The organism is Xanthomonas cannabis pv. cannabis (assembly GCF_000802365.1).
Taxonomy (GTDB): Bacteria; Pseudomonadota; Gammaproteobacteria; order Xanthomonadales; family Xanthomonadaceae; genus Xanthomonas; species Xanthomonas cannabis.
In genome coordinates, this window is record NZ_JSZE01000004.1 from 46,982 (window position 1) to 67,991 (window position 21,010).

Here is a 21,010-nt window from a genome sequence, read left to right on the forward strand (position 1 = left end):
GCAGGCTGCGCAACCATAGCGTCGGGCGCGAGCCGCCATGCAGCGCGGCAGGCGCCAGGGGACGCAGCACGGTCAATCCCCCAGCTCGGCAAAGCGGCCAGCGCCTGTGGCCGGTCGGCACCTGCCGCAGCGCATTCCGCCTTCGCGCGCGACAAAAGATCGCGTTATTGCGCTGACTGGTAGCGGAAGGTGAGCAGGTAATTCCGCCCGGGCTGCGCATACCAGCGCGCGGTCTCGTAGCGGCGGTCGAACACGTTGTTGGCGGTGAGCTGCACCTTCCAGTCCGTGTTGATCGCATAACTCATGCGCAGGTCCAGCAGGCCGTAACCGGCCAGGCGCTCGGTGTTGGCCAGGTCATCGAAGCGCTTGCCCGAGCCGAACAGGCTTGCGCCCACGCCAAACGCGCCGACGGTGCGGTCGGCATCGATGCGCCCACTCTGGCGGGCGCGACGCGGTAGCCAGTTGCCGTGCCCGACCTCGCCATCGGCCTGCGGCGACAGCCAGGTCAGCGCGCTACGCAGCGTCCAGCCAGCCAGCGCGGTCTCGTAACCGGCTTCGGCGCCACGGATGCGCGCCTTGTCGATATTGTTCGGCTGGCCAAAGGGGTGGGCGGCATCCACCAGCGAGGCGTCATAGGCGATCAGGTCGCTGATGCGGGTCTGGAAGGCGCTGAGCGTCCAGGTGCCCCAGTCGTAGCGCCCCCGCAGCCCAAGCTCCGCACTGCTGGACGTCTCCGGCCCGAGCAGCGGGTTGCCGAAGTCCGGGTAGTACAGCTCGTTGAAGGTGGGCGCCTTGAACGCGGTGCCGTAGCTGGCGGTCAGGCGCAGGTGCTCGGCAACGTCCCAACCCCACAGCAGGCTGCCGGTGGTCTTGCCGCCGAACTGGCTGTTGTCGTTGCGACGCAGGCTGGCCTGCACGGACTGCGCACCGAAGCTCTGCTGCCACTGCGCAAATGCCGCGCGGTCGATACGGCTGTCGGCGTCGTAGTTATCGCTGCTCGCGATAGCGTCGCGCTGCCAGTCGAAGCCGACCGTTAACAGGCCCGGTGCCGTGGTGATGTCGGCCTGCAACGAGCCCTGCTTGCGGCGGGTGTCGTAGGTGGACACGTACGCACCGTCGTAATACGCATCGCTGAAGTCGGAACTGCCGCCGACGCTGGCAGTGAACTTGAGCGCATCGGTGGGTGCGTAACGCACACGGCCACCGACCGCCTGCTGCACGCCCTTGGACAGGTTGCCGCCAAAGACAGAGCCGTCGTAGTCGTTACGGCTCTGCGCACGCAACGCGTGCACGTCGGCATCCCACTGCCGGTTGAAGCGCCAGCCGCCCTGCACGCTCAGCGAATCGTTGCGATACCCATCGCGATCCGGGTCGTAGGCGCTGGAACTGGTGTCCAGATACGCGTTGATGCCGTCGGTTTCGTCATGCACTGCGTTGACCGAATACCACCCGCCGGCCTCGCCCAAATCGCCCTCGCTCCGCCCGGCCAGGCCGGCACCGTAGCGGCGCGCGTTGTTGCTGCCGGCCGCCACGCTGAGCGTCGGCACGAAGCTGCCCTGCGGGCGACGGGTGAAGATCTGGATCACCCCGCCCAGCGCTTCGGAACCGTACAGGCTGGAAAACGGGCCACGCACGATCTCGATGCGTTCGATCTGTTCGATCGGCAGGTCCTGCAAGGCCGCCCCACCGGAGGTGGCTGAGCCGATGCGCACGCCATCGATCAGCACCACCACCTGGTCGGATTCGGTGCCGCGCAGGAACAGCGAGGTCGGCTTGCCCGGGCCGCCGTTGTTGGCCAGCGACACCCCAGCCTCGCCACGCAGCAGGTCCTGCAGTGAATTGACCTGGCGACGCTCGATCTGCGCGCGGTCGATCACCGTGACCGGCGCCAGCGTCTGGTCCTGGGTCTGCGCGGTGCGCGAGGCGGTGACCACGACCTGGTCGAGATCGATGGCAGCCTCGGCGTGGGCCAGGTGGGCCACGCACAGCGACAGCCCCACGGCCAGCACGGCGCGGGTCGGCAAAACGGAAGAAACGGACATCGACTGCTGCTCCTGGAACCGCGCCTACCCGCGCGGGGGCAATGGGGGCGGCAGACAGCAACGGGCCAGGCGCCCGACGTCGCAGCGCCAGACGATCAAGGCCACGCCCACCGCGTGCCGGGTCTTGTCCCTCAGGCCGGTCTCCGGGCTCGCGAGTGGAAGCGGACGCTTCCCAGGCCTGCGCCTTCCCATGCAAGCACAGTGGCGTGACGTGCAGACCCTTATCTCGCCCACCGTTGCGGGGGCAGCTCCGGAATTGCGACCCGCCCAAGGCGAGCCGCGCACCGGATTCCCGTTTAAACCACCGCAACTGCGGCAGTCACCTCAGGGGCGCGCATGGTAGCAGGCGCCTCAGAGGTCTGCGACCACCGGCCAAGCCAGCGCGTCGCCACGCGCCTTGGCCGTGAATGACCGCTTCCTTCTCCCATCGGGACATTGTCCTCCTTCATGGGGGAGAGGGGCCCAAGCTGTCCTTCTCCCATCGGGAGAAGGTGCCCCGAAGGGGTGGATGAGGGTGCGATTGCGAGTCGATGGCGCCGTTCGACGTCGACTGCTGCATTGCGGACCTACCGTACCCTCACCCCAACCCCTCTCCCGCAGGAGAGGGGCTAAACCTCACGCCCCCTGCAGCGCCTGCTCCAGATCCGCCAGCAAGTCATCGATATGCTCGATGCCGATCGACAGCCGCACGGTGTCTTCACTCACCCCGGCATGCTCCAGCTCGGCCGGACCCAGCTGGCGGTGCGTGGTGGATGCCGGGTGCGTCGCCAGCGATTTGGCATCGCCGATATTCACCAGCCGGGTAAACAGCTGCAGCGCATCCAGGAAACGCGCGCCAGCCGCACGCCCGCCCGGCAGGCCAAACGTGAGCACGCCGGACCCGTGGCCGCCCAGATATTTCTGCGCCAACGCATGCTCGGGGTGATCCGGCAGCGCGGCATAGTTGACCCAGGCAACGCGTGCGTGGTGCTGCAGATACCTCGCAATGGCCAAGGTATTGGCGTTGATGCGCTCCATGCGCAGCGGCAATGTTTCGATACCTTGCAGGATCAAGAATGCATTGAACGGCGACAGCGCCGCACCGGTATTGCGCAGCGGCACCACCCGCGCACGCCCGATATACGCCGCCTCGCCCAAGGCCTCGGTATACACCACGCCGTGATAACTCACATCCGGTTCGTTGAGGCGCGCAAAGCGTGCCTTGTGCGCCGCCCACGGAAAGCGCCCACTGTCCACGATCGCCCCACCGATGCTGTTGCCGTGCCCGCCTAGATACTTGGTCAGCGAATGCACCACGATGTCGGCACCGAAGTCGATCGGCCGCAGCAGCGACGGCGTGGCAACGGTGTTGTCCACGATCAACGGCACGCCGTGCGCATGCGCCACGGCCGCCACCGCTTCGATGTCGGTGATGTTGCCGCGCGGATTGCCGATCGACTCGACGAACACTGCCTTGGTGCGTTCGTCGATCAAGCCGGCAAACGCCTGCGGGTCGCGATAGTCGGCAAAGCGCGTGCTGATGCCGAACTGCGGCAGCGTATGCGCGAACAGGTTGTAGGTGCCGCCATACAAGGCGCTGGAGGACACGATATTGTCGCCGGCCTCGGCGATGGTCTGGATCGCATACGTCACCGCGGCCTGCCCCGATGCCAGCGCCAAGGCGCCGATGCCCCCTTCCAGCGCGGCCACGCGCTGCTCCAGCACGTCGTTGGTGGGGTTCATGATGCGGCTGTAGATGTTGCCCTGCACCTTCAGGTCGAACAGGTCCGCGCCATGCTGGGTATCGTCGAACGCATACGCCACCGTCTGATAGATCGGCACCGCCACCGCGCGCGTGGTCGGGTCGGGGCGATACCCGCCATGCACGGCGATGGTTTCAGGCTTCCACTGCGGATCGGTCATGGCACGGCTCGCTGCTGGACGGAAGACAGCGACGATAGCGACGTTGCACAACAACCGTGCTAACCGAGCGTTATCAGCTTATGCCGACCAGTCCCCTTTGAGTGCTGTGCGTACCAACAACGGTCAAGCACATGCGATCGCACCGCACCTCTCCCGCGAACGGAAGAGGTGACAGACGAGGCATTCATAACGCATCCCGCACATGCGTTACAGCGCCCCGTCATCGGCTTGTCAGCTCTTGCCGAACTCCAGCCGCCCGCCCTGCGCGCGCACCTGTACGGTGTCACCGCTGAGGTACTGCCCCGACAGGATCTGCTGGGCCAACGGGTTTTCCACCTGCGACTGGATCGCGCGCTTGAGCGGGCGTGCGCCATACACCGGGTCGAAGCCGACATTGCCGAGCAATTCCAGCGCCGCATCGTCCAGGTCCAGCTTGAGGCCGCGCTCGGACAGGCGTTTCTCCAGCCCATGCAACTGGATGCGCGCGATCGACTTGATCTGCGCCTTGTCCAGCGGGTGGAACACCACGATGTCGTCCAGCCGGTTGATGAACTCCGGGCGGAAATGCGCCTGCACCACGCCCATCACCGCCGCCTTCATCTGCGTATAGGCCTCGGCACTACCGTCGCCGGACAGCTCCTGGATCTGGTGCGAGCCCAGGTTGGAGGTCATCACAATGACGGTGTTACGGAAGTCCACGGTGCGGCCCTGGCCGTCGGTCAGACGGCCATCATCGAGCACCTGCAGCAGGATGTTGAAGACATCGGCATGCGCCTTTTCCACCTCGTCCAGCAAGATCAGCGAATACGGGCGACGGCGCACCGCCTCGGTGAGGTAGCCGCCCTCTTCATAGCCCACATAGCCCGGAGGCGCACCGATCAGGCGCGAGACCGAGTGCTTTTCCATGAACTCGCTCATGTCGATGCGGATCATGGCCTCGGTGCTGTCGAACAGGAAATCTGCCAGCGCCTTGCACAACTCGGTCTTGCCCACGCCGGTCGGCCCCAGGAACAGGAACGAGCCACTCGGGCGATTGGGATCGGACAGACCCGCGCGCGAACGGCGCACCGCGTCGGAAACGACCTTGATCGCTTCGTTCTGCCCGACCACGCGGTGATGCAGCTCGTCTTCCATGCGCAGCAACTTGTCGCGCTCGCCTTCGAGCATCTTGTTGACCGGAATGCCGGTCCAGCGCGACACCACTTCGGCAATTTCCTCCGCGGTGACGCGATCCTGCACCAGCTTGAAGTCGTGGTGTTCGACCTCGTTGGCCAGCAGCATCTGCTTTTCCAGCTGCGGCAGTACGCCGTACTGGATCTCGCTCATCTTGGCGTAGTCCTGGCGGCGCTGCGCGGCCTCCAGCTCCAGCTTGGCGTGCTCGATCTGCTCCTTGATCTTGGTGGTGCCCTGCAACGCGGCCTTCTCGGACTTCCACACTTCGTTGAGGTCGGAGAACTCGCGTTCGAGCTTGTCGATGTCGGTTTCCAGATCGGCCAGACGCTGCCGTGAGGCGTCGTCCTTTTCCTTCTTCAGCATTTCGCGCTGGATCTTGAGCTGGATCAGGCGGCGCTCCAGGCGGTCGAGTTCTTCCGGCTTGGAGTCGATCTCCATGCGGATGCGCGATGCGGCTTCGTCCATCAGGTCGATGGCCTTGTCCGGCAACTGGCGATCGGTGATGTAGCGGTTGGACAGCGTAGCCGCCGCCACGATCGCCGGGTCGGTGATTTCCACGCCGTGGTGCACGGCGTAGCGTTCCTTCAACCCACGCAGGATGGCGATGGTGTCTTCCACCGTCGGCTCGCCCACGAACACCTTCTGGAAGCGCCGCTCCAGTGCGGCGTCCTTTTCGATGTACTTGCGGTATTCGTCCAGCGTGGTGGCGCCGATGCAATGCAGCTCGCCGCGCGCCAGTGCCGGCTTGAGCATGTTGCCGGCATCCATCGCGCCATCGGCCTTGCCCGCGCCCACCATCGTGTGCAGCTCATCGATAAACAGGATGATCTGCCCTTCGTTCTTGGACAGGTCGCTGAGCACCGCCTTCAGGCGCTCTTCGAACTCACCGCGGAACTTGGCACCGGCAATCAATGCGCCCATGTCCAGCGACAGCACGCGCTTGCCGCGCAGGCCTTCGGGCACTTCACCGTTGATGATGCGCTGGGCCAGGCCTTCGACAATCGCGGTCTTGCCCACGCCGGGTTCGCCGATCAGCACCGGGTTGTTCTTGGTACGGCGCTGCAGTACCTGGATGGTGCGGCGGATTTCTTCATCGCGGCCGATCACCGGATCGAGCTTGCCGCTTTCGGCACGCGCGGTGAGGTCGATGGTGTATTTCTCCAGCGCCTGGCGCTGTTCTTCGGCGTTTTCCGATTGCACGGTTTCGCCGCCGCGCAGCTTGTCGATGGCCGCCTCGATCTTCTTCTTGTCGCCACCGGCCGCGCGCAGGGCCACGCCCAGCGGGCTGGCATCGTCGGCGGCGGCCAGCACGAACCACTCGCTGGCGATGAAGGCATCGCCATGTTGCTGGGCCAGCTTGTCGGTCTGGTTGAGCAGGCGATTGAGGTCGTTGCCGATCGACAGGTTGCCTTCCTGCCCGGAGACCTTGGGGAGCGTGTCCAGTGCCTCGCCGAGGCGCTCGCGCAGCAGCGGCACGTTGACGCCGGCCTGCGACAGCAGCGGGCGCGTGCTACCGCCGCTCTGGTCGAGCAGCGCGGCCAGCACGTGCACCGGTTCGATAATGTTGTGGTCGCGGCCCACGGCCAGCGACTGCGCGTCGGCCAGTGCCTGCTGGAAGCGCGAGGTGAGCTTGTCCATCCGCATGGGAAATCCTCTGAACGGGTGGCCGGTGACGCCGGCGATACCGTGCAGATGCGGTTGCCGGGCGGGGTTTCAAGGCTTGCCGGAGCCGGAGCCGGGCCGCAGCGGCGCCGGTGCCCGGCTCCAATCGGCAGTGCCAGGCGGCGCACGCAGCCGGTGTGTGGTTGCGATGGCGCACCGGTCCGTGAGGCAGCCTCTTGCCCGCTGGCTGGGGGAGGACGCGTGGCGTAGGGCGCGGCGGCGGAGCCTCCGCGCCCGACGCCGGCTGCTAGACGATCTGCTGCAGCGGTGCCCCTCCGTGTCGCGCAGCCTCACGCGTCGCGCCGCACCTCGGCCTTCGCCGCAGCCGCCTGCTCGGAGGTCTGCGCAGCTCCCAGCAGGCGCGACAGTACCTGCGCCTGGATCGCCGCCAGGGCCGGCGACCCGGGCGCACGCGGGTGCGCCACCGGCACCGCGACATCCAGGCCGACCTGACCCTGCTCGACCACCACGATGCGGTCGGCCAGCGCGCAGGCTTCGGCCACGTCATGGGTCACCAGCACCAGGGTGAAGCCGTAGTGCCGCCACAACTGCACGATCAGCTGCTGCATTTCGATACGGGTCAATGCATCCAGCGCGCCCAGTGGTTCGTCCAGCAGCAGCAGCCGTGGCCGATGCACCAGCGCGCGCGCCAGCGCCACGCGCTGCCGCTGGCCGCCCGACAGCGCCGCCGGCCAGTCGCCGCCACGCGTGCCCAGCCCCACCGCATCCAGCGCGGCCTGGGCCTGCATGCGGCCGGCACGGCCCAGCCCCAGCGCCACGTTGTCGATCACCCGCTTCCACGGCAGCAGCCGCGCGTCCTGGAACATCAGCCGTACCGCATCGTGCTGCGCGGCAAGCGGCGCAGCGCCGCTCTCCACGGTGCCGCTGTCGGCCGCTTCCAGCCCGGCAATCACCCGCAGCAGCGTGCTCTTGCCGCAGCCGCTGCGGCCCACCACCGCGACGCAGGCGCCGGGGGCAATCTGCAGATCGATGCCGCGCAGCACCTCGCTGTCGCCATAGCGCTTGCCGATGCCGCGCAGGCTCAGTGGCAGGCCGGTGTCGGTCGCGCTCATCGGCGCACCTGCGCACGCTGCTGGTGTGCCGGATGCCAGCCCAGCCACCAGGCTTCCAGGCCGCGTGCGGCCAGGTCGGCCAGCTTGCCGAGCAGCGCGTACAGCACGATCGCCACCACCACGATGTCGGTCTGCAGGAACTCGCGCGCATTGGTGGCCAGATAGCCGATGCCGGAACTGGCAGAAATGGTCTCGGCCACGATCAGGGTCAGCCACATCAACCCCAGCGCGAAGCGCAAGCCGACCAGGATGGAGGGCAGCGCGCCGGGCAGCAGCACATCGACAAACAGCTGCGGCCCACGTAGGCCGTAGTTGCGCGCCATCTCGATCAAGGCCGGGTCCACGCTGCGGATGCCGTGATAGGTATTGAGGTAGATCGGGAAGAACGTGCCCAGCGCGACCAGGAACAGCTTGGCGCCCTCGTCGATACCGAACCACAGGATCACCAGCGGGATCAGCGCCAGATGCGGCACGTTGCGCAGCATCTGCAGGCTGCTGTCGAGCAGCCGTTCCGCCACCTGCGATACGCCCGTCAACAGGCCCAGTGCCAGGCCGATGCTGCCGCCAATGGCCAGGCCCACCGCCGCGCGCCAACCGCTGATGGCCAGGTGCTGCCACAGCTCACCACTTTGCACGAGCGTGATGGCCGCACGCAGCACCGCATCGGGCGCAGGAAGAATGCGCTGCGGCAGCCAGCCCGTGGCCGCGGCAATCTGCCATGCCAGCAGCAATGCCAGCGGCAGCAACCAGGGCACCAAGCCAGCGCCCAGACGGCGTGCGCGGGCGCTCATTGCAGCACCGTGGCGGCGGCGCATCGCATTACCGCGTATTGCATCGACACGTGGGCGCTCACCTGCGCGCACGCAGGCTCCCGGTGCCGCATTGCACACGTGCATGCCATCGAGCGCATCACTTGCCCGCCGGCTGTGCAGCGGCCGGCGCAGGCGCGCGCCACACCGCCGGTGCCACCAGCACGCGCCTGGGCAGCAGGCGCTGTGCATGGAACAGGTCGGCGGTGGCTTGCTGGGCCTTGATGACCTGCGCATTGAGCGGCTGCACGCTGGCCGGCGGGCGGTGCGCCAGTGTGCGTTCGACCACCGCAGGCGGCAGCCCGCTCACCTGCGACAACACCTTGATGCTGCCGGCGCGGTCGCGCTCCAGCAGGCCATCGGCCTGGTTGAGTTGCACCATCACCTGTTGCACAAACGGACCCCACGCGGTGGCATAGCGGCGCGACGACAGGAAGAACCCGCCGGTCAGCCCCAGCCCTTCGCCGTTGGCAAGCAGGCGTGCACTGCCATCCAGGGTCAGGGCCGAATACCACGGGTCCCAGATGGCCCACGCATCCACCTGCCCGGCCGCGAAGGCCGCACGCGCGTTGGCCGGCGACAGATACAACGGCGTGATGTCGCGCAGGCTCAGGCCGGATTTGGCCAACAAACGCAACAACAGGTTGTGCGCGCTGGAGCCTTTCTGAAACGCGACGCGCTTGCCCTTGAGCTCGGCCACGGTGCGCAGCGTGCTCTTGGCCGGCACCAGGATGGTCTCGGCCTTCGGCGTGGGTGGTACCCAACCCACATACAGCAGGTCGGCCCCAGCCGCCTGCGCGAACAACGGCGGAATGTCTCCAGCGCCGCCGAGGTCGATGCTGCCCACGTTCAAGGCTTCCAGCAATTGCGGTCCGGCCGGAAATTCCACCCAGGTGATCCTGGTGCGGGGAAAGCGCTGTTCCAGCAAGCGATGCTGCTTGGCCAGCACCAGACTCGATACCGCCTTCTGATAACCGATGCGCAACTGCGCCGGCTCGGCCGCAAGCGCAGGCTGCACCAATACGATGCTGGAGAACAGCAACGCAGACATCCACACGGCCACCCCGCCCGCGCGCACAGCTGTCAGCCGGCGGCGCGCCGCACGCAGCCAGCGCTTTGCACCTACCGTACCCGCCGCCTGCGTTTCACCGCCACGCGCGGCTAACGACTGCGTGGCCGTTTCAATTGTCGTTGCTGAAACGCAGTGACGCATCGGCAGCTTCCTCATTGCCAATCGGTGGAGGGTTTTTCCCAAAGATTGATCCCGCCCTCGACCGCATGGCGATCGATCTCGGCCAACTCGTCTGCAGTGAACGCAGGCGTCTGCAATGCCGCTACGTTTTCGATCAACTGCTCCGGGCGGCTGGCACCCAGCAGCGCCGAGCTCACCCGTGGATCGCGCAGCACCCAGGCCAGCGCCAGCTGCGCCAGGCTCTGCCCACGCCGCTGCGCAATGGCATTCAAGCCGCGTGCGCGTTGCAGGTTGTCGTCGGACAGGTGTTCGGGCCGCAAGGATTGACCACCGGGGCGATTGACGCGCGCATCCTCGGGAATGCCCTCCAGATACTTGCCGGTAAGCAGACCCTGCGCCAACGGCGTAAACGCAATCACTCCAGCACCGAGGTCTGCAGTAGTGTCCAGCAACTCCTGCTCCGGCCAGCGGTTGAACAGGTTGTAGGCCGGTTGATGGATCTGCAGCGGCACGTTCCACTCGCGCAGCAGCGCGGCAATCTCGCGCGTGCGCGCTGCCGAATACGACGACACGCCCACGTACAGCGCCTTGCCCTGCTGCACCGCACTGGCCAGCGCACCGGCGGTCTCTTCCAGCGGTGTGTCCGCATCGAAGCGATGCGAATAGAAGATGTCCACATACTCCACGCCTAGCCGCTGCAGGCTTTGATCCAGGCTGGACAGCAGATATTTGCGCGAGCTGCCGCCCTGCCCGTACGGGCCCGGCCACATGTCCCAGCCGGCCTTGGTGGAAATGATCAATTCGTCGCGATACGGCCTGAAATCTTCACGCAGCAGCCGGCCAAAGTTGATCTCCGCGCTGCCGTACGGCGGGCCATAGTTGTTGGCCAGATCGAAGTGGGTGATGCCCAGGTCGAACGCGGTGCGCAGCAATGCGCGCTGGGTGTCGATCGGCGTACTGTCGCCGAAGTTGTGCCACAAGCCCAGCGACAGGGCCGGCAACACCAGGCCGCTGCGGCCAACGCGGCGGTAGGCGATACGGTCGTAACGGTCGGGATGTGCGAGATAGGTCATGAGTGGTTCCGGTTGATCAGCGAGCGCTGAAGCGATTGACGGGGCGTTGCAGCCCCAGATGATCGCGCAGCGTGCGCCCGGCATATTCACGCCGGAACAGCCCACGCCGCTGCAGCTCCGGCACCACGTGCGTGGCCACATCGGCCAGGCCGCCGGGCAGATGTGGCACCAGCACGTTGAACCCGTCTGCCGCGCCCTGTTCGAACCAGGCCTGCAACTCGTCGGCAATCTGCGTGGGCGTGCCGATCAGGCTGTAGTGGCCGCGCCCGCCGGCAATGCGCCGGCCAAGCTGGGCGATGCTCAGCTGTTCCTGCCCGGCCAGCTCGGTGAACAATTGCTGGCGGCTGCGCTGGCCGGTTTCGGTGAGCGGCAATTCCGGTAGCGGACCATCGGCCGGATAGCCGGACAGGTCGAAGTTGCCCAGCATGCGCGACAACAGCGCAATGCCGACCTGCGGCTCCACCAGGTTCTGGAACTGCTCGAATTTTTCCTGCGCCTCGGCCTGGCTCTGCCCCACCACGATGAACACGCCGGGCAACACCTTCAGCGCATCGCGCGCGCGGCCGAACTGTTCCAGCCGTCCCTTGATGTCGGCATAGAACGCCTGCGCCTTGGCCAGCGACGATTGCGCGGTGAACACCACCTCGGCCGTCTCGGCGGCCAGCGCACGCCCGGGCTCGGACGAGCCGGCCTGCACCAGCACCGGGTGACCCTGCGGTGCACGCGCAATATTGAGCGGACCACGCACCTGGAAGTGCGCGCCGCGGTGGTCCAGCACATGCGCACGCGCCGGGTCGTGATGCAGGCCGGCCGCCTTGTCGGCGATGAAGGCATCGTCGTCCCAGCTGTCCCACAGCCCGGCCACCACCTGCTGGAACTCGCGCGCTCGTGCATAGCGCTCGGCATGCACGTAATGCGCATCGCGATTGAAATTGAGCGCCTCGTCGGCGGCATCGGAGGTGACCAGGTTCCAGCCGGCACGCCCGCCGGAGAGATGATCCAGCGAGGCGAACTTGCGCGCCACGTGATACGGCTCGTTGTAGCTGGTGGTCATGGTGGCGATCAGGCCGATGCGCTCGCTCACCGTTGCCAGCGCGCTGAGCAGGGTCAGCGGCTCGAACAGGCTGGAACGCGCCATCTGCGGGGCGACCGGCCCGCCCGCTGCGGCCAGGCTGTCGGCGACGAACACCGCGTCGAACCTGGCGGCTTCGGCAATGCGCACCATCTCGCGGTACTGCGCAAAATCCAGCGTCTGCGCACTGACCTGTGGGTGCCGCCACGCCGCTACGTGATGACCGGTGGCCATCAGGAATGCACCTAGCGACAGCTGACGTGGCGCACTCATCGTGGACCGCCGCACGTGTCGCAACTCACCGTCACGTTCAAACCCATCGTCAAAAATCCTTGCGCACTTGCAGGCCCAGGTAACGCCGATCGTCGCGCGGTACCAATCGATAGACATTGCCGGTGGCGTTGGCCAGCAGCGGCGCGTACGACCGATCGCCGAGATTGCGTCCCAGCACCGCCACCCGCCAGCCGTGCGCATCGTCGGCAACTGCGATGCTGGCGTTCCAGATCGCATACGGTCCCTGGATGGTCTGCGGAGTCTGGCTGAGGTCGTACTGCACGCTGTCCTGCCAGCTCACATCGCCGTTGAATTCCAGCGCCAGGCTGCCCCGCAGCGGCACGCGATAACCCGCACGCAGAGTGCCCTTCCAGTCCGGCGAAAACGGCAGCGGCCGGCCATCGACATTGCAGTTGGCCGCCGCCGCTGGCGGGCAGGCGAAGCGCTGGATGCGTGCCTGCGTGTAGGCCAGCGAGGCGGCCAGGCTGAGCCGCTCGGTCGGGCGGTAGTCCAGGTCCAGCTCCAGGCCCTGCGTGCGCACCTGCCCGGCATTGATCAGCCGCGTCACCACCTGCCCGGCCACGGTGTCGAAGAAGTTCGCCTGGTAATTGGCATATTCGGTATGGAACAACGCCACGTTCGCACTCAGCCGGTCATCCAGGGCGCGCGCCTTCAAACCCAGTTCCCAGGCGTTGGAGGTTTCCGGCTTCAATGCCGGCGTATCGCGCGGCTGCATGTTGAAGAACACGTTGTAGGCCGGGCCCTTGTAGCCGCGCGAATAGGTGAGGTAAGCCGTGGTGCGCGCATCGAAGTCGTATTGCAGGCCGGTGCGACCCGAAATGCCGTTTTCTGCGGTGCTGCCGCTGCTTGCGATGGCCGGCTGGATGCCGGTGACCGCCGTTGCGGAGGTGGACACGCGCCGATGGTGATAGTCCAGCGTGTCGCGGGTGAAGCGCACACCGAGCAAGGCGCGCAGATCCGGGCGCCAATGCCAGGTGGCTTCGCCGAACGCGGCGTAGGTCTGCGCACGGGTGGCGTAGTCGGCCACGCCGACCGTGCTGGCAGTGGGCGAGGTGACGGTGCGGCGGTAGGTTTCGTCGCTGCGCGCGTGCAGGTAATACAGCCCGGCCACCGCCTCCACGGCGCGGTCGCGCGGGGTCTGCACGCGCAGTTCCTGCGAGTACTGCGTGTAGCCCAGATCGCCCCGGTCATGCGATGCCGGAAACGCCGCACTGCGCTGGGCGGTGCGGTCGCCATCCTGGAATTGCGTGTTGTCCCATTGCCGCCATGCGCTGATCGAGGTCAGCACCAGCTCACCGACGTGCTGATCCAGCTGCAGCGAGGCGCCCTTGTTGATGTCGTCCAGAGACGTGGGGAAATCGCTGTTGATCTGCCGGTTGTTGGCCCCGGCCCGCACCGGCGCCAGGGCGGCGGCAAAGTCGGCACGCGTGCTGGCCACCACCACCCCGCTGGGCGCATCGCTGTGGGACTGCAGGTAATCGGCCAACAGGGTCGCGGTGAAGTCGGGCGTGGGCGTGAGATCCAGCCGCAGCCGCGCACCGGCGCGTCGGTAGCCATTGACGGTCTGCCCATTGGCCACGTTGCGCACGTTGCCGCCGTACTCGGCCCACACCGCCGACACGCTGGCCTTGAGCACCTCCGGCAGCAACGCGCCCCCGATGCTGGCACGCACGCGGTCTTCGTCGCCGCCACCAAAGTGCGAGTAATCCACATAGCCGCCAACTGTCTCCGGCGCCGGCTTGCTGACGATGTTGAGCACCCCGGCCGAAGCGTTCTTGCCGAACAAGGTGCCCTGCGGCCCGCGCAGCACCTCGATGCGTTCGACATCGAGCAGATCCAGCGTGGCCTGCCCGGGCCTGCCCAGCACCACGCCATCGATCACCGTGGCCACGCTGGGCTCCACGCCCGGCGAAGTGGAAATGGTGCCCACCCCGCGCAGGAACAACGAGGTGTCCTTGTTCGACGCGCCGGTGCGGAAGGTCAGGCTGGGCACCAGTGCCGGCAGGTCCGCCACGCTGTTGCGGTTCTCGCGCTCCAGCGTCTCGCCCTGCACCACCGACACCGCCACCGGCACCTGCTGCAAGGTGGTTTCGCGCCGTGTGGCCGTCACCGTCACTGCACCGAGCGTCTGCGCCGCGCCCGCCGGCGTCGCGGGTTCACCCACTTCATCCGCCATGGCCGGCGCACACGCCAGCGCCAGGCTCCATGCCAATCGTTGCGGGGTAGCCAACCACCTTGAAGCAGAAGCGATCCCGGCGGGGATCCGGTGTTGCACAGGCATGGAGGTCCTTGTGGGGGGGGCGATATGGCGTATTCCGAGCGCGTTGCGGCCGGTTGTGCGCGCGTCGCTTGGCGTTCTGTCGCCAAGCCGGCCGGACCGCGCATGGCAGTAGGGGCATGCTGTTTGCCAGCGCCGCGAGCGTCAAATAACCAATGTTTAGGTGGTTATTCACTCGCACGTTGCGTGGTTGGCGCCGGCCCGCACCGCCATCGTCGGTGCGCTGACGCTGTGCAGGCGCCGGCCAGCGGCGATAATGCGGCCATGGATGCACCCAAGCCCTGGTATCTGTATCTGCTGCTGTGCCGCAACGGCAGCTATTACGCCGGGATCACCAATGATCTGGAGCGGCGTTTCCAGGCGCATGCGCAAGGCACCGGCGCGCGCTACACGCGCGCCAATCCGCCGCTGCAGATCATGGCCAGCCACCGCTACCCGGACCGCAGCAGCGCCTCGCGCGCGGAGTGCGCGCTCAAGCGTCAGCCGCGTGCGCGCAAGCTGGCGTGGCTGCTGGCGCAGCCGGCGGCTGTGGCCGGGTCACAGCCCGCTGACGCTGCGGTCACGCCCGACTAGCCGCGCATTGCCTAGGCTGCAGCGCCATTCGAACGCGGAGCAGCGCATGCACTATCAGCTCTATTACTGGACCGGCCTGCAGGGACGCGGCGAATTCGTCCGTCTGGCGCTGGAGGATGCAGGTGCCCATTACACCGATATGGCGCGCGTCGACGGCGATGAGGCCATGACAGCATTCCTGCAGGGTCGGCAGGACGGTGCACAGCCGTTCGCACCACCCTTCCTGCGTGCGGGCGATGTCGTGGTGGCCCAGGTGGCGGCGATCCTGCATTTCCTGGGGCCACAGCTGCAGTTGGTGCCCGAGGCCGAGGCCCAACGGCTGCAGGCGCTGCAACTGCAGATGACCATTGCCGACCTGGTGGCCGAAGTGCACGACACCCATCACCCAATCGGCGTCGGGCTGTACTACGAGGATCAGAAAGCCGAAGCGGCCAAGCGCGCTGCGGACCTGCGCGAGAACCGGTTACCCAAGTTCCTGGGCTATTTCGAGCAGGTGCTGCAACACGCCGGTGGCACGCATGCGCTGGGGAAACACTCGTACGTGGACCTGTCGTTGTTTCAGCTGGTCAGCGGGCTGGACTACATGTTCCCCAAACGCATGGCGACGCTTGCCAAGGACCTGCCTGGCCTCAAGGCCCTGCAGCAGCGCGTGGCCGAGCGGCCGCGGATTGCGGCCTATCTGGCCTCCGAGCGCCGCGTGGCGTTCAACACCAACGGCATCTTCCGCCACTACCCGGAGCTGGATGCCGACTAGACATCTGCTTGAAGCCTTCGCATGGCGGCCTGCAATCGTTGACGCGTGCGTCGAATGCGCTCATCGCACTCGCCGCCGCTGTCTTCAAACCGCACGAAGAGATGACACACCGGGCGCACGTGTGTGCGCCGCTGGTACACCTCACGTACCACTGCCATCAGCGTCCCTGCAACAGTGCCGCGCGTATGGCGTGTAACTGCGCCTTTACTGCCTGCGCCTGGCTTGGCCCCAGGCGCAGGATCGCCTTCTGCCCGACGGATAAACCTTCCAGCGCCGGATCCACGAAGCGATAGCGGCCACGCTCGTCGCGCACCACGGCAATGGGCTGACGTGGCTCCGGGGTCCGCAGCAGATGGTCGATCACATCGATCACGCGATCGTTGAAGTAGCGGTCGGGCGCGCCCAGGTTGGCGTAGGCCTGCTGAAACAACGGGTAGAAGCGCACATAGCTGCGGACCAGTGCCTGCGCATCCACCGTGGTGAACGCGGTGACATATGGCGCGTAGCGCGCGGCGTTGGCCTGATCGATGACACTGTGATCGGCAGCGCTGCTGACCTGGAACTCGCCCGGCACCGGCTGCAGCACCAGGGCACGCCGGCTGATGCTGGGCTGGGTGAGATTGTCGATCATCACCACCACGCGCTCGATCAGGTGCGCACGCAGCACGATCGACAACGCGTCGTCTTGTTGCACCAGCGCCTGCAGTGCCTGCCACGCGGCCTCATCACTTTGCGCCAACGCCGGAATCGCTGCGTCCGCCGCATCGGGCGATGGCGTCTGCACCGGATGGCGGGGCCCGGCCGGCGCCGGCGTTGCCGGAGTGACCGCCGCCGCCACTGCTGTGGCGGTTCGGCTGATGGGCGCGGGCAGCGCGCCCGTATGCTCGGATGGCCCGCTGAACAGCCACCAGGCAGCGCCGGCGATCACTGGCACGGCCAGCAGCCATGGCCAGCGCGAGGACGGTGTTTGCATCGTAGAACTCCTTACGTCGACAACATCCAGGGTGTGACCATGGGATGGCGCAAGGGTTCCATCGCTCTATGGCCGCACGCGCATTCATCGCGCACGCAGGCCCACGCAGGGCACCGCGGCATGCACGGAGTTGCCTGTATTCCAGCGCAAACCCGCGTCATTCCGACCTGGACCTGCAGCACCACGCTGCAGGTCACGCACCCATGGTGCATAAACGCGCGCGTGGCGCTGGAAACGAAGCGTTACCGGCGCCCGGCCGTGCTCATCCGGCGAAATCCAGCCGCGCATTCACCCACGCCGCCACGATGGCGGCCGCTGCCTGCTCGGCCTGTTCTGCCGGCAGCTGCTTTTCGCGCACCAGCCATGCGGCGGTGTCTGCGCGCACCTTCGGCAGCAGCGCGCGCACCGCCTTGCGATCTGCGGCCGGCCAATCACTGTCATTGCCGCTCCACGCGGCAATCGCCTTGTCCGGGTCATTGCCGTAGCGCTTGCGCAGTGCCGGCTGCAGGTACAGCAATGGCGAAACCGACGCCCGCAGCGCGACGACTTCCCACTCGGCGTAGCTTGCATAGCGAATGGTGCCGGCGTCCTTGCTCATGGCCTCGATCATCCCCGCAAAGCCGGCATCGAGCTGTTTCCAGCTGGCAAGCGCGAACAGCCCGCCCGGCGGCGCGCAGATCGGCGCGAACCCGTCGCGCGTGGAGCCATACAACGGCCCGAATGCGTCGTACGCCGGCTCGCCCACTGCCGCGAAGATGAAGCAGTGCACGTAAGGTCGTTGATCGCCATTGTCGCGCTCGATCCACATCCGCAGCAGGGTCAAGACGCGTTCCTGCCGTGAGCTTGGCGGTGCGCCGGCCACGTCATCGAGCAGCGAGGCCGCAAACCCATCCACCTTGCGCAACGCCGTGCGCGCGTGTGCGAACCGCGCATCTGCCAGCGCGGCATCCACACCGGCGGCCGGCACGAACTGATGCAGGTACGCCAGCCACGCCGACGCCAGCGGCGCGTCGTAGCCCTGCAACTGGCGCGCCGCGTCGGCAGGGGCGGCGGGAATGCTGGCGATGATGCGGTCCAGCCCTTGTTGCTGGGCGGTGAGTGCCTTGCTGAGCACATCGGCCCTGGCTGTCAGGCTGCGCTGCAGGCAGTCATCCGGCCTGGCGTCCTGCGCGCAGGAATTACGCTGCCGCAGCCAGGCGCGCTGTTGCTCGCGTACGCTGGCCACTGCCGTACGCGGCGCAGTCTGCACCAGCGCCTGGTAGCTCTCATCCAGCTGCTCGTCCAGCAGGCCGAGCGCAGGCACCGCACACAGGCGCTTTTCCACCAATGTGCTCGCCTGCTTGCAGTCGAACGACGCTGCCCACGCGCCGTTGGTACCCAGCACCAGGGCACCGCCTAGCAGCCACCGCAGCGCGCATGCCGGGCGCGTCATTGCACGGCCTGCTTGCGCACCGGCAGCAGCGACAGCAGCGACAGCAGCAGCAAGGTCACTGCCAGCGCCACGTAGGCACCGACGAACTGCCAGCTGATCACCCGCGCCAGGCCGTGCAGCGACCACGGCAGATAGATGCCGCCGCGCGGGTCCACCGAATGGATCAATCCGAACAGGGTCAACCCCGCGGCGACCAGCAGGAACACCGCACCGCGCCGCAGCCGGCCATCGATCATCGCCGCCACCGTGGCGATCCACAGCATCGCGGTGATGATGAAGCCATTGCCCAGTGCGAAGATCACTGCCAGCTCCGGCAAGCCATGGCCATCGAGCTTGGTCGTCAACGCCACCAGCTGCTCCGGCGCGATCCAGCCCGGTGCCTTGATGGTCAGCAGGTACGCCACCGATGGCAGGAACCCGAGCACCATCGCGCCGGCATGCTGCCGGGGTGTGGCCTGGAAGGCCTGGGTGGTGATGTCGATGGACACATACACGATGATCGGCGCCAGCACCGCCAGCGGCAGCCACTGCACCAGCCCGCTGATCACCCCGAGCATGCCGCCAATGCCGACGAACAGTCCCGTCAGCAGCGTGTAGCCCGAGCGCGCGCCCATGTGCTTGTAGGCGGGCTGGCCGATGTAGGGTGTGGTCTGCGCCACGCCGCCGCAGACGCCGGCCACCAACGTGGCAAAGGCTTCCACCAGCAGGATGTCGCGGGTGCGGTAATCGTCGCCGGCGGCGCGTGCGCTTTCGCTGACGTTGATGCCGCCTACCACCATCAACAGTCCGAACGGCAGCAGCAACGGCAGATACGCCACCGTCGCCGGCAGCCCGTCGATGAAGCCCAGATTCGGCAGCGGCAGCACGATCTGCGGCGGCGTCCACGCCGGCACCGTGAAGCCCGGTGCGCCCAATCCGGCCAGGCCAAGCCCGTAATACAGTGCGGTGCCGATCACGAACGCCACCAGCACGCCCGGCAGCTTGGTCGGCAGGCGGCCCTTGGCCAGCAGCACGTACAGCAACAGGCCCAGGGTGACGAAACCGGCCACCGGCGAGCGCAGCGTTTCCAGCAGCGGCAACAGACCCATCAGCACCAGCGCGATGCCGGCGATCGAGCCGAGCAGCGCTGCACGCGGCAACGCCCGGGTCACCGCCTCGCCCACGAACGACAGCACCAGCTTGAGCAGGCCCATCACCACCAGCGCGGCCATGCCGAGCTTCCAGGTGGCGATTGCCGCCGCCTGCGGGTCCAGTCCCTGCGCCTTGAAACCGGCGAACGCCGGGCCCAGCACCAGCAGCGCCATGCCGATGCTGGTGGGCGCATCCAGTCCCAGCGGCATGGCGGTGACGTCATCGCGCCCGGTGCGTGCGGCCAGCCGCCGCGCCATCAAGGTATAGAGCAGATTGCCCACCAGCACGCCGAACGCGGTGCCCGGGAACATGCGCCCGAACACCACTTCCGCGGGGAACTGGAAGATGCCCACCAGCGCCATCGCGATGAAGCCGAGGATGGAAAGATTGTCGACCACCAGGCCGAAGAAGCCATTGAGATCGCCGGCGACGAACCAGCGCGGCGAGGCCGCAGGACGCGAAGAGGGAGCGGACATGGAGGTCTGCGAGACGTGGGGACAGGCGATGGTAGCCGCTGCCTGGTACGCGCGACAGCGGCCCGATGGAACGAGGTGTTGGCGCACCCGGTATGGAGGCGCGCGGCCATCAGCAGGATCCTGCACAGGCTCTTGCACACACTGCCGGCGCGTTGCGACGGGTTGCAGGATCCGCCTGCGCGATCAGCCAGCACCCCGCTGCGCAGGCCGTGCCAGCGATGCGAAGGAGCCGGCGCCTTGAGCAGTCGCCAGCTCCATGCAGGCCCGCTTGCGCCGCATCGCACAGCTGCCGGTGCCGATTCAGCGCCGCGGCCGCGCCGGCCCCAACAATCAGCTGGATGCCTGCGCGCTACTGCTGGCGCAAGGCGTCCACACTCACCCAGCCCAGCATGTCGCCTGCCGTGGCGCTGCGGTAACGCAGCTTGATGCGCGTTGCATCGGCGCTGACATCCAGCGCGTCGGCGCGATCACCGCGCACCAGATAACGCCGCGTCGTGGCCGCGGTTGCCGTGGCGTAGAAGGGCAGGCGCGCTACCTGCACCCGCAGTTGCACCGGCATCGGCGACTCCAGTGTTTCGCCGATGGCAGTGGCGATCACGACGCCCTGCGGGTCGAAGGTGGACCACACCGACAGCGGATACGCGTCGTCGCCGTCGCGCCCAAGCAACGCCTGGATGTCCGGCGCGTTGATCGGCTGCTGGGAGCGATAGACATAGAGCCGGCCGGCGCTATAGCGATATTGGTCGCTGTACCACATCGGCCCGCTACGGCAGGAGCTGGTCAGGCTGCGGTCCTTGGCATCGGGGGTCAGATTCCACAGCCCATCGCATTGCACCGCCGGGCGCGTTGGCGCGGCCAGCGGCTGAAAGCGCCGTCGTACCGGGTCGAAGAGGAACACCAGCGTCGCTTCATTGACCTGGCCCAGCATCGCGGTCACCGCAAGATCGCGGTGCCCGTCGAAGTCGTAGTCGTCGCTGCGCAGAGCGCTCCCGCCTTCGCCGTCATCCACATCCGCGTCCAGCCACTGCGTACTGCCGCCCGGCGACAGCACCACCTGCAGGCGCGTGCCGACCAACGTGGCGGTGGCTTGGGTCTGCGCAT

Annotated in this window: 15 protein-coding genes and 1 riboswitch; of the genes, 2 read left to right on the top strand and 13 right to left on the bottom strand. The window is 67.1% G+C overall.

All coding sequences use genetic code 11. From position 1 onward, the window contains the following. Positions 1-164 precede the first annotated feature (164 nt). From btuB to OZ10_RS01080, 9 genes are all read right to left on the bottom strand, one after another. The gene (gene btuB / locus OZ10_RS01040) at positions 165-2,042 is read right to left on the bottom strand and encodes a TonB-dependent vitamin B12 receptor (protein WP_039405604.1); all 1,878 of its coding nucleotides are present in this window, start codon (positions 2,040-2,042) and stop codon (positions 165-167) included. Positions 2,043-2,159: 117 nt separating this feature from the next. Then, a riboswitch (cobalamin riboswitch) is annotated at positions 2,160-2,384 on the bottom strand. Positions 2,385-2,657: 273 nt separating this feature from the next. Next, entirely contained in the window at positions 2,658-3,944 is a 1,287-nt protein-coding gene (locus OZ10_RS01045) for an O-acetylhomoserine aminocarboxypropyltransferase/cysteine synthase family protein (protein WP_039405601.1), read from the bottom strand. 231 nt (positions 3,945-4,175) lie between these two features. Next, on the bottom strand, positions 4,176-6,761 hold the full coding sequence (gene clpB, locus OZ10_RS01050) for an ATP-dependent chaperone ClpB (protein ID WP_039563705.1): 2,586 nt from the start codon (positions 6,759-6,761) through the stop codon (positions 4,176-4,178). A gap of 308 nt (positions 6,762-7,069) precedes the next feature. Beyond that, the gene (locus OZ10_RS01055; protein WP_052209940.1) at positions 7,070-7,852 is read right to left on the bottom strand and encodes an ATP-binding cassette domain-containing protein; all 783 of its coding nucleotides are present in this window, start codon (positions 7,850-7,852) and stop codon (positions 7,070-7,072) included. Then, the gene (gene ssuC, locus OZ10_RS01060) at positions 7,849-8,643 is read right to left on the bottom strand and encodes an aliphatic sulfonate ABC transporter permease SsuC (RefSeq protein WP_039563706.1); all 795 of its coding nucleotides are present in this window, start codon (positions 8,641-8,643) and stop codon (positions 7,849-7,851) included. Before ssuC ends, OZ10_RS01055 begins: the two co-directional genes overlap by 4 nt. Before the next feature lie 118 nt (positions 8,644-8,761). After that, on the bottom strand, positions 8,762-9,874 hold the full coding sequence (locus OZ10_RS01065; protein ID WP_039563707.1) for an aliphatic sulfonate ABC transporter substrate-binding protein: 1,113 nt from the start codon (positions 9,872-9,874) through the stop codon (positions 8,762-8,764). 11 nt (positions 9,875-9,885) lie between these two features. After that, positions 9,886-10,926 carry an L-glyceraldehyde 3-phosphate reductase gene (gene mgrA, locus OZ10_RS01070; protein WP_039405592.1) on the bottom strand — a complete coding sequence of 347 codons (1,041 nt, stop codon included), beginning with the start codon at positions 10,924-10,926 and terminating at the stop codon, positions 9,886-9,888. 16 nt (positions 10,927-10,942) lie between these two features. Then, positions 10,943-12,271: an LLM class flavin-dependent oxidoreductase gene (locus OZ10_RS01075; protein ID WP_039563708.1), complete on the bottom strand. Its 1,329-nt coding sequence runs from the start codon at positions 12,269-12,271 to the stop codon at positions 10,943-10,945. Between the two features lie 49 nt (positions 12,272-12,320). Continuing rightward, the gene (locus tag OZ10_RS01080) at positions 12,321-14,468 is read right to left on the bottom strand and encodes a TonB-dependent receptor (protein ID WP_039405699.1); all 2,148 of its coding nucleotides are present in this window, start codon (positions 14,466-14,468) and stop codon (positions 12,321-12,323) included. A gap of 366 nt (positions 14,469-14,834) precedes the next feature. Here OZ10_RS01080 and OZ10_RS01085 point away from each other — a divergent pair, with 366 nt between their 5' ends. Both OZ10_RS01085 and OZ10_RS01090 read left to right on the top strand, forming a co-directional pair. Then, positions 14,835-15,143 carry a GIY-YIG nuclease family protein gene (locus OZ10_RS01085; RefSeq protein WP_039405696.1) on the top strand — a complete coding sequence of 103 codons (309 nt, stop codon included), beginning with the start codon at positions 14,835-14,837 and terminating at the stop codon, positions 15,141-15,143. Between the two features lie 46 nt (positions 15,144-15,189). Continuing rightward, entirely contained in the window at positions 15,190-15,897 is a 708-nt protein-coding gene (locus tag OZ10_RS01090; protein WP_039405588.1) for a glutathione S-transferase, read from the top strand. Between the two features lie 157 nt (positions 15,898-16,054). Here OZ10_RS01090 and OZ10_RS01095 read toward each other — a convergent pair whose 3' ends face one another. From OZ10_RS01095 to OZ10_RS01110, 4 genes are all read right to left on the bottom strand, one after another. Beyond that, positions 16,055-16,870, bottom strand: a complete 816-nt coding sequence (locus OZ10_RS01095) for a DUF3014 domain-containing protein (protein ID WP_039405586.1) — start codon at positions 16,868-16,870, stop codon at positions 16,055-16,057. Between the two features lie 262 nt (positions 16,871-17,132). Then, entirely contained in the window at positions 17,133-18,302 is a 1,170-nt protein-coding gene (locus tag OZ10_RS01100; RefSeq protein WP_039563710.1) for a lysozyme inhibitor LprI family protein, read from the bottom strand. Beyond that, the gene (locus OZ10_RS01105; RefSeq protein ID WP_039563711.1) at positions 18,299-19,909 is read right to left on the bottom strand and encodes a hypothetical protein; all 1,611 of its coding nucleotides are present in this window, start codon (positions 19,907-19,909) and stop codon (positions 18,299-18,301) included. The genes OZ10_RS01100 and OZ10_RS01105 overlap by 4 nt, the downstream gene beginning before the upstream one ends. Before the next feature lie 349 nt (positions 19,910-20,258). Continuing rightward, the coding region (locus OZ10_RS01110; protein WP_039563712.1) for an XAC2610-related protein at positions 20,259-21,010 on the bottom strand (752 nt) is incomplete at its 5' end.

Coding starts and splice junctions, on each gene's coding strand:
- btuB (WP_039405604.1), bottom strand. CDS start 2,042: ATGTCCGTTTCTTCCGTTTTGCCGACCCGCGCCGTGCTGGCCGTGGGG.
- OZ10_RS01045 (WP_039405601.1), bottom strand. CDS start 3,944: ATGACCGATCCGCAGTGGAAGCCTGAAACCATCGCCGTGCATGGCGGG.
- clpB (WP_039563705.1), bottom strand. CDS start 6,761: ATGCGGATGGACAAGCTCACCTCGCGCTTCCAGCAGGCACTGGCCGAC.
- OZ10_RS01055 (WP_052209940.1), bottom strand. CDS start 7,852: ATGAGCGCGACCGACACCGGCCTGCCACTGAGCCTGCGCGGCATCGGC.
- ssuC (WP_039563706.1), bottom strand. CDS start 8,643: ATGAGCGCCCGCGCACGCCGTCTGGGCGCTGGCTTGGTGCCCTGGTTG.
- OZ10_RS01065 (WP_039563707.1), bottom strand. CDS start 9,874: ATGCGTCACTGCGTTTCAGCAACGACAATTGAAACGGCCACGCAGTCG.
- mgrA (WP_039405592.1), bottom strand. CDS start 10,926: ATGACCTATCTCGCACATCCCGACCGTTACGACCGTATCGCCTACCGC.
- OZ10_RS01075 (WP_039563708.1), bottom strand. CDS start 12,271: ATGAGTGCGCCACGTCAGCTGTCGCTAGGTGCATTCCTGATGGCCACC.
- OZ10_RS01080 (WP_039405699.1), bottom strand. CDS start 14,468: ATGGCGGATGAAGTGGGTGAACCCGCGACGCCGGCGGGCGCGGCGCAG.
- OZ10_RS01085 (WP_039405696.1), top strand. CDS start 14,835: ATGGATGCACCCAAGCCCTGGTATCTGTATCTGCTGCTGTGCCGCAAC.
- OZ10_RS01090 (WP_039405588.1), top strand. CDS start 15,190: ATGCACTATCAGCTCTATTACTGGACCGGCCTGCAGGGACGCGGCGAA.
- OZ10_RS01095 (WP_039405586.1), bottom strand. CDS start 16,870: ATGCAAACACCGTCCTCGCGCTGGCCATGGCTGCTGGCCGTGCCAGTG.
- OZ10_RS01100 (WP_039563710.1), bottom strand. CDS start 18,302: ATGACGCGCCCGGCATGCGCGCTGCGGTGGCTGCTAGGCGGTGCCCTG.
- OZ10_RS01105 (WP_039563711.1), bottom strand. CDS start 19,909: ATGTCCGCTCCCTCTTCGCGTCCTGCGGCCTCGCCGCGCTGGTTCGTC.